The 6,871-nt window shown below is 60.1% G+C and carries 6 protein-coding genes; 2 read left to right on the forward strand and 4 right to left on the reverse strand.

Going from position 1 to position 6,871, the window contains the following annotated elements; genetic code table 11:
* On the reverse strand, positions 1-1,380 hold the full coding sequence (locus AC3WP4_RS23280) for a UDP-glucose dehydrogenase family protein (RefSeq protein WP_076031073.1): 1,380 nt from the start codon (positions 1,378-1,380) through the stop codon (positions 1-3).
* A gap of 48 nt (positions 1,381-1,428) precedes the next feature.
* Between AC3WP4_RS23280 and AC3WP4_RS23285 the strand changes: the two genes are divergently transcribed.
* Positions 1,429-1,656 (forward strand): hypothetical protein, encoded by a 228-nt coding sequence (locus tag AC3WP4_RS23285; RefSeq protein WP_102615463.1) that lies wholly within the window; start codon positions 1,429-1,431, stop codon positions 1,654-1,656.
* Between the two features lie 336 nt (positions 1,657-1,992).
* Positions 1,993-2,931, forward strand: coding sequence for a site-specific integrase (locus AC3WP4_RS23290; protein WP_076031074.1), 939 nt, complete (start codon positions 1,993-1,995; stop codon positions 2,929-2,931).
* 10 nt (positions 2,932-2,941) lie between these two features.
* Here AC3WP4_RS23290 and AC3WP4_RS23295 read toward each other — a convergent pair whose 3' ends face one another.
* The 3 genes from AC3WP4_RS23295 to AC3WP4_RS23305 are packed head-to-tail and all read right to left on the reverse strand — an operon-like array spanning position 2,942 to position 6,624.
* Positions 2,942-4,012 (reverse strand): ABC transporter ATP-binding protein, encoded by a 1,071-nt coding sequence (locus AC3WP4_RS23295; protein WP_102615464.1) that lies wholly within the window; start codon positions 4,010-4,012, stop codon positions 2,942-2,944.
* The gene (locus tag AC3WP4_RS23300) at positions 4,009-5,607 is read right to left on the reverse strand and encodes an ABC transporter permease (RefSeq protein ID WP_102615502.1); all 1,599 of its coding nucleotides are present in this window, start codon (positions 5,605-5,607) and stop codon (positions 4,009-4,011) included. Before AC3WP4_RS23300 ends, AC3WP4_RS23295 begins: the two co-directional genes overlap by 4 nt.
* Positions 5,608-5,610: 3 nt before the next feature.
* Entirely contained in the window at positions 5,611-6,624 is a 1,014-nt protein-coding gene (locus AC3WP4_RS23305; protein WP_102615465.1) for an iron ABC transporter substrate-binding protein, read from the reverse strand.
* Between the last annotated feature and the right edge of the window lie 247 nt (positions 6,625-6,871).

Consider the following 6,871-nt stretch of genomic DNA (forward strand, 5'->3'; position numbering starts at 1 on the left):
TCAAGCGACGACCGAAGCTGCGGGCCACTGCTGATGCGGAATCGGCAAGTTGCGCGACTCGCCACGGCCCATAGGGAAGTACATGAAACCGGCGCGGGCCAGGCGATCGGCGTCGTACAGGTTGCGTCCGTCGAAGATCACCGGTGCGTTGAGTCGCTGCTGGATCAGGCTGAAATCCGGGGCCTTGAACTGCTGCCATTCGGTGCAGATGATCAGCGCGTCAGCGCCGGACAATACCGATTCCGGCGTGCCCATCAGCATCAACCGGGATTCATCGGGATACAGCTGCTGGGTTTCCTGCATGGCTTCCGGGTCGAACGCGCGGACATTGGCCCCGGCGGCCCACAGCGATTCCAGCAGCACCCGGCTCGGTGCATCGCGCATGTCGTCGGTGTTCGGTTTGAACGCCAGCCCCCACACGGCGAAGGTCCTGCCACGCAAATCACCCCGGTAGAACGCGTTGATACGCTCGAACAACTTGTGCTTCTGCCGCTGGTTGATTGCTTCCACCGCTTGCAGCAAATCGCTGGAGCAATGCGCCTGTTCGGCGCTGTGGATCAGCGCGCGCATGTCCTTGGGAAAGCACGAGCCGCCATAACCGCAGCCCGGGTAGATGAAGTGGTAGCCAATGCGCGAATCGGCGCCGATGCCCAGGCGCACCGATTCGATGTCGGCGCCCAGGTGTTCGGCCAGTTCGGCGATCTGGTTGATGAAGCTGATTTTGGTCGCCAGCATGCAGTTGGCGGCGTACTTGGTCAGCTCGGCGCTGCGCAGGTCCATGAACATGATCCGGTCATGATTGCGGTTGAAGGGCGCGTAGAGGTCGCGCATCACGTCACGCACTTCATCGCGTTCGCAGCCGATGACGATCCGGTCCGGGCGCCGGCAATCGGCCACGGCTGAGCCTTCTTTCAGAAACTCCGGGTTGGAGACGATATCGAACTGCAGCAGCCGACCGACCTTGATCAGGCACTTGTCGATGTGTGCGCGCAAGGTGTCACCCGTGCCCACCGGCACCGTGGATTTTTCCACCAGAATCACCGGCTGTTCACGATGACGCGCCACGGCTTCGCCCACCGCCAGCACATAACGCAGATCCGCCGAGCCATCGTCCCGGGACGGTGTACCAACGGCGATAAACAATACCTGCCCATGCTGCACCGCAAACTGCTCGTCAGTGGTGAACTGTAGACGATGGGCTTCCAGGCCTTCGCGCACCAGGCTGGCCAGCCCCGGTTCGAAAATGCTCACGTGGCCTTGTTGCAGCCGTTCGACTTTGCGCTCATCAATGTCCATGCAGACCACGTCGTGGCCGACTTCAGCCAGGACAGCCGCTTGCACCAGGCCAACGTAACCGCTACCAAATACACTGATTTTCATGGGGCACTCCTGAGTCCGGATGCGAGAGCAGGGCGAGCGTTGAGGGCGATGACGGTCGACTCGCTGCTGTGCGGCGTCAGGATAGGCGTGGTCATATTTCAATTCGTCTATCGTGCTGGACAACGCCACGTCCGGAGGTTTCAGACTCCAAGCCACGGCCTCGCGGCGGTATTGAGCGAAACGCAATACTTGCGTTACGACGGCAGTTTCTTCATCGCCGGTACTGGAACGGGACAACAGGAAAAAGCCTGGTTGCTGGAGAACTTTCGGGCGTAAGCCATCCTTCAGCGTCAATGCCGAAAGAAACGTGATTTCAATGATTTAGCTAACGACCAGACGCACACTGTATTTGACATTTACAGCCGTGGCCGGCAGGTTGGGAGCCCACCGAGGCTCACTGGATTGATTGAAGGTTATGTCTGGTTTTGTGAAAGGGGCACGAGAAAACCGGTGGGTGAATTGCTTACCTGAAAGTCATACAGCCACTGTTCAGACTTCTGCCGTTCATCGAGTTTTTTAGTGGAAATTCCTACAGAAGTGTTCCGCGTTATATGAAGGATGTTTCAATCCTTAGTTATTTAATGAACTGTTTTCCACTTAAGGCCGTTTCGTTTGATTGACTTACCCGCTACCGACTCCATTCCCTCAAAGACCAACCCGCTGACCCTGTACCTGGCACGTCTGGCGCCCTCCAGCCAGCTGACCATGCGTTATGTGTTGCAGGACGCCGCTGACCGGTTGGGCTTCGAAGACATGAACGTCGAGGAGATTCCCTGGCACAACCTGCAACCGGAAGATGTCATCGCGCTGGTCGCCACCTTGCGCACCGACGGCTATGCACCGAACACCTCTTCGCTGTACGTCAATGCTGTGCGCGGGGTGATGAATGAAGCGTGGCGCATGAGCCTGATCAGTCAGGAGCACTTGCTGAAAATGCGCTCGGTCAAGGGAATTGCCGGCACGCGATTATCCCAGGGGCGCAACCTCAGGCGCACGCTGATCCAGGAACTGATGGCGGTCTGTGCTGCCGATCCACGGCCACAAGGGTTGAGGGATGCGGCGATCATCGGGATTTTGTATGGCTCGGGCATGCGCAAATCGGAATCGGTAAACCTGGACCTGAACCAGGTCGATTTCGCCGAGCGCAGCCTCCGTGTGACCGCCAAGGGCAACAAGCAACTGATCAAGTACGCACCGGCCTGGGCGTTCGCCAAACTCAATGACTGGCTGGAACTGCGGCGCTCGCTATTGAAGGAGGGCGAAACGGACGATTCATTTCTGTTCAATCGCATCCGCCGCGGCAGCCACATCACCCGCGAGCGCATCACCAAACATGCGATCTATTACATCGCCCGCCAGCGGGGCGCGCAGGTCGGGGTGAAAATCATGCCGCATGATTTCCGACGTTCGTTCATTACCCGAGTGATTGAGGAGTACGACTTGTCGATCGCCCAGAAACTCGCCCATCACAGCAACATCCAGACCACGGCCAACTACGACGTGCGCGATGACAACGAGCGACGTCGTGCTGTGGACCGGTTCGATCTTTGATGGAAGGGGTTCACGTTTCGCTCAGTACGTGGGCATGGCCGATTGTCGAAACGTGAACTGCACTGCCGGCAGGTGGCGCATACAGGCCAGAACTGCGCACCATCAATGATCGCCCAGGCTGTTGCCCGGACGCCAAAGCCTCCAGTTCCACGGTCAAGGTGCAGGTATTGCCGCTGAAATCCCGCTCGGTCACGACGGCGCGACACCCGCCAGCCTTGGATGGGTTGGGCTGGATGCTGACGAGTTGCAATTGTTCGGGGCGCAGCATGATCTGCGCCGATTTATTGGCCCGGTGATTGTTCACCGGTATCCGGCCAAGGTCGCAATGGGCCCAGCCGGCTTCGATTCGGGCGGGCATGACGATGGCATCCCCGAGAAACAGCGCGGTTTGTTCATCCTCGGGGTAGCGGTAAAGGTCCAGCGGATGGCCCGACTGCACCAGCCGACCGTCACGCATCACCGCCAGCTGATCGGCGAACGACAAGGCTTCACTCTGGTCATGGGTGACCAGAATGGTGGTCACGCCGGCGTCGGTCAGCAGCCGGGCGACCATTTTGCGCATGGCGCCACGAAGCCCGGTGTCGAGGGCCGAAAACGGCTCGTCCAGCAGCATCAAACGCGGTTGTTGCGCCAACGCCCGCGCCAGTGCGATGCGCTGTTGCTGGCCGCCGGAGAGCTCGTGGGGCCAACGGTTGGCCATGCTCGCATCCAGCGCCACGCTGTCCATCAACTCAGCGACGCGCTCCTGTTTTGCAGCGCCCCTGATCGAAAGCCCGAAACCGATGTTCGCGGCCACGGTCATGTGCGGGAACAGGGCGCCGTCCTGCGGAACATAACCAATCAAACGCTGATGCGCCGGGACTTCGTGGGTGCTGTCGACGAGCGTTTGGCCATTGAGTGAAAGACGCCCCGAGTCCGGGAATTCGAAGCCGGCGATCATCCGCAGCAAAGTGGTTTTACCTGAGCCGGACGGGCCGACGATGACCGTTCGACTGCCCGTTGGTACCGACAGATTGACGCTCTCCAGCGCTTGATGGGCGCCGTAGGACTTGGAAATGGAATGGAGTTCGAGAGCGTTCATCGGCCAGCCGTTCGTTTGGATTGGTGATAAAGAAGTCCGGTCAAGGGCAGCGACAGCAGGATCATCAACAAGGCATAGGGCGCAGCGGCGGCGTAGTCGATTTCGCTGGTCATCGCCCAGAATCCGGTGGCCAGGGTGCGTGTGCCGTTGGGGGCGAGCAGCAGGGTGGCGGTCAACTCATTGGTGATCGCCAGAAACACCAGCGCGGCGCCAGCGGCAGCGCCGGGCGCGGCCAGACGCAGGGTGATCAGCCACAATGCCCGGGCTGGGGAACGGCCGAGGCTACGGGCCATGTTTTCCAGCTCTACCGGCGCCTGGGCGATGCCGGCGCGCAAACTCACCAGGGCGCGGGGCAAAAACATCAGCAGGTACGCCAGCAGCACCGTGACCGTCGTCTGGTAAATCGGCCGGGCAAAATGGATGGTGACAGTCACCAAGGCCAGGGCCACGACGATCCCGGGCAACGAACTGGTGATGTAGTTGCAGCTTTCCAATACGCGTTGCAACCGGCCCGGAGCGCGAATCGACAGCCAGGCAATCGGGATGGCAGCGCAGGTGGTGACGGCGGCGCCCGCAACGCCGAGCAGCAGCGTCTGTTCCAGCGCCGGCAGAAGCTCGTCCATCTGCCACACCTGCGTGCCGCCGGCGATCAGCCAGTTACCTAAAGTCACCAGTGGCACGCCGAGTGCCAGCGCGCAGGTCGCCATCTGGACGGTCAGGGCGAGGAGGGTGGTTGCGGGTTTCAGGCGCACCACCCGCTGTTCGCGAGCGCTTCCCGAACCGACCCGGGCGTAGCGCGCCGTACCGCGAGCGGCCGATTCTGCGGTCAGCATCACCAGGCAACACAGGGCGAGCACGCTGGCCAACATGTGGGCGGCAGGGCCGTTGAAGGTGGACTTGAACTGATCGAAGATGGCCGTGGTGAAGGTGTCGAAACGGATCATCGCGTACAGGCCATATTCGGCCAGCAGATGCAGGCCGACCAGCAATGCGCCGCCGCAAATGGCCAGGCGCAGTTGCGGCAACACCACACGGAAAAATATCGCCCAAGGCTTGAGCCCCAGCGATTCGGCAACGTCTTCGATGGCTGGATCGAGCCTGCGCAGGGTGGCGGCTATCGGCAAATACAAGAACGGGAAGTAAGCGATGACCGAGACCAGCACCCCGGCAAACAGCCCGTGAATCGGCGGAACCAGACTGACCCACGCATAGCTGTGCACGAACGCTGGCACCGCCAGCGGCGCGGTCGCCAGCAACGACCACCAGCGCCGCCCCGGCAGGTTGGTGCGCTCTGTCAACCAGGCCAGCGACAGGCCTAACGTGACGCACAACGGAATCGTGATAACCACCAGCAAAACGGTGTTGATCAATAATTCAGCGACCCGCGGCCGGAATACCAGCGGCACAAGGGTCGCCCAGCCTGTCTGAAACGATACGCCGATGACGAAGGCAATCGGCAGCAGTGACAGCAGCGAAACCAGCACCGACAAGCCGATCACCCACGCGCCACCACGCCCCGCGAAGAGGCCGCGGGATCGTCGTCGCAAATTCGCGGGTATCGCCTCAGCGACACCCGCCGGCAAGGTTTCAGGCAGCAATTAGAGCAGTCCCGCCTGTGTCATCAGCTCCACGGCTTTTTTACTGTCGAGTTTTGAAGCATCGACCGTTGGCGCGTCGAGTTGCTGCAAAGGCACCAGTTTTGGATTGGATTCAGCGTTCTTGCCCACCGCGTATTCGAACGATGTACCGGTCTTCAGGATGGCCTGGCCATCTTTGCCGGTAATCCATTTGAGGAACGCCTGGGCTTGTTCCTTGTGTTTGCTGGACGCCAGCACGCCGCCACCGGAGACACTGACAAACGCGCCCGGATCCTTGTGCTTGAAGTAGTGCAGGGCGGTGTTCTTGCTGTTCTCGCCGGTCTTGGCCTGGTCGCCGAAGCTGTAATAGTGGTAGATCACGCCGCTGTCGATCTGCCCGGCGTTGACCGCTTTGAGCACGGAGCTGTTGCCCCGGTACGCGGTAAAGTTGGTTTTCATCCCTTTCAACCATTCCAGGGTCGCGACTTCACCCTTGAGTTCCAGCACGGCAGCGACGATGGCCTGGAAGTCGGCACCGGCCGGTGAAGCACCCCAACGACCTTTCCAGTTCGGACCGGAGAGGTCCATCAACGACTTGGGCAGCTCGGCTTCGGGCAGTTTGCTCGGGTTATAGACAAACACTGTGGAGCGCGCGACGATCCCTACCCATTTGCCATGGGCCGGGCGGTAAGCATCGCCGACCTGCTCCAGGGTGGCCGGCGCCACCGGCGCAAACAGCCCCGCGTTGTCGACCAGCACCATGGCCGGGGAGTTTTCGGTCAGGAACACGTCGGCCGGGGAGGCCGTGCCTTCCTGCACGATCTGATTGCCCATCTCGGTGTCGTCACCATTGCGCAGGGTGACCTTGATTCCGGTCTCCTTGGTAAAGCCTTCGATCCAGGATTTGGTCAGGCTTTCGTGCTGGGCGTTGTAGACCACAATGCCATCGGCATCCGCCGCATACACATGACCGGCACTCACCAAAGCGGTGGCCAGCAGTGCTGTTTTCAGGAAAGAAGGGAACGGGGGATTCATGCGTTGGCAGCTCCTGTTTTTATTAAAATCCTGCGCGCAAACTCGGCAGAATCGACGGGAAAGGGTCGTCGATCAGTGTAGTTCAATACGAATCATTTGCATGTTCAAGGCGCGGCAAATGTAAAGTGTTAAATGAGAAAAAAGCGTCAAAATTTCAGTAGCAACGCATCACCTGTAGCAGCTGGCGAAGCCTGCGTTCGGCTGCGAAGCAGTCGTGAAATCAGGCACCACGCTGTTTCAGGTAAAT

It is taken from the genome of Pseudomonas sp. FW305-20 (genome assembly GCF_058788075.1).